At 58.1% G+C, this 1607-nt stretch carries 1 protein-coding gene; it reads right to left on the minus strand.

Features of this window, described 5'->3' with window-relative positions:
- Positions 1 to 106: 106 nt before the first annotated feature.
- A complete protein-coding gene (locus AB6724_RS21730) occupies positions 107 to 1522 on the minus strand; it encodes an IS1182 family transposase (RefSeq protein WP_369340614.1) in 1416 nt (471 codons plus the stop codon).
- Between the last annotated feature and the right edge of the window lie 85 nt (positions 1523 to 1607).

The raw sequence follows: 1607 nt of genomic DNA on the forward strand, positions 1-1607 counted from the left end.
CAATTCTGTTGAAAAACTCTCCTCGAACTTCTTTGTGATGGTGGTGGCGTAGGATTCGCGATCGAGTTCGCAAGCGCAGGGCGCGAGGAAGGCCTCTCGGCCCACCTCACTCAACCTTTAATTGCGCATCTGCTGCACTTGGCATCAACCATTTCGCCATTCTTCGCAGATTCTGGGCCGTTGCAGCCAACAGGAACTCGTCACGCGCACCGCTGAGCCCACGCAGTCTGAGCCGATCCAATTTCATGATGCGCTTGAGGTGCGCGAAGAGCACCTCCACTTTCTTTCGCTGCTTGCGCGACTGGCTGTACGCAGGCGTCAGAGCGATCGATCGCGCCACATCACGCGACTCTTCATGAACGCTGCGCGCAATCTTGCGCATCTGCGTGTTCGGGCAGCAGTGCTCTTTGCGTGCACATCTAGCGCAGTCAGCCTGGCTTGCGCGGAAGATCACGGTGCCGGCTTTGGTGATGTGCGTGCGCGGCGTGGCGAACTGGCGCCGATCGTTGCGCAATGCATGGCCTTCAGGGCAGACATGCTCGTTGCGTTCAGGCGCCCACTGGAATTCGCTGATCGACAAGCTACCGTCCTTGCGAGCTGTCTTGTCCCACACAGGGACATGAGGTTCAATCTGTTTGTTTTGGACCAGCCAGCCCAGCAACGGTGCGGTGCCGTAAGCGGTATCGCCGACCAGGCGCTGTGGCTTGAGGTCCAAGCGTTGCTCGACTCGGTCGATCATCGTCCGGGTGGACTCCACCTCCTGTGTGCGATGCGCTGGTGTAGCTTCCACATCCACAATGATCCCGGCTGACAGATCAATCAGATAGTTGGTGGAGTATGCGTAGAACGCCGGACCGCCCGATGCGGCAGTCCAGTATGCAGCGGGATCTGTCGGGGAAATGTGCCTGGGGACAGCGTTTGCGTCGTGCATCGCCTCGGTAGCATCGTCAGCCACAAGGTTCGCCGTTTCCAGTGCTTCCAGGTACTCGCGCACAGCGCGGCTGCACTGAGCTTCTTGACGCCAATGGGCAACCTCGGAGCTTGATGCCTTGCCCGCCCGATTGGCGTCAGCCTTGATGATGCTGGCATCAATGGCAAACCCTTCGCCTTGAACCAGCCCTTCGCTCATGCACCGACGCAGCACGGTCTCAAAGACAAAGCGAAATGCATCGCTCTGCCGGAAACGGCCATGTCGGTTCTTGGAGAAGGTGGAGTGATCTGGCACCCTGTCCTCAAGCCCAAGACGGCAGAACCAGCGATAAGCCAGGTTGAGATGGACTTCTTCGCAAAGCCGCCGTTCGGATCGGATGCCCATGCAGTAGCCGATCACGAGCATACGAATCATAAGTTCGGGATCGATCGAAGGTCGGCCGGTGTGACTGTAGAGCGGAGCCAGATGCTGGCGAAGTTCGCCAAGGTCGAGGAAACGGTCAACGCCGCGAAGCAGGTGGTCACGCGGGACGTGGTCCTCAAGGTTGAATGCGTAGAAGAGCTGATCTTGAACCGTGGCCTGACCCATCATGATGCGTGCCTCCCTCAATGAGGATAGGACACCAAAACAGTGCGACAGTTCTGTCGGTTCAACAAGAGTTTTTCAACAGAATCGG

The organism is Comamonas guangdongensis (assembly GCF_041079535.1).
GTDB classification, from domain to species: domain Bacteria; phylum Pseudomonadota; class Gammaproteobacteria; order Burkholderiales; family Burkholderiaceae_C; genus Comamonas; species Comamonas guangdongensis.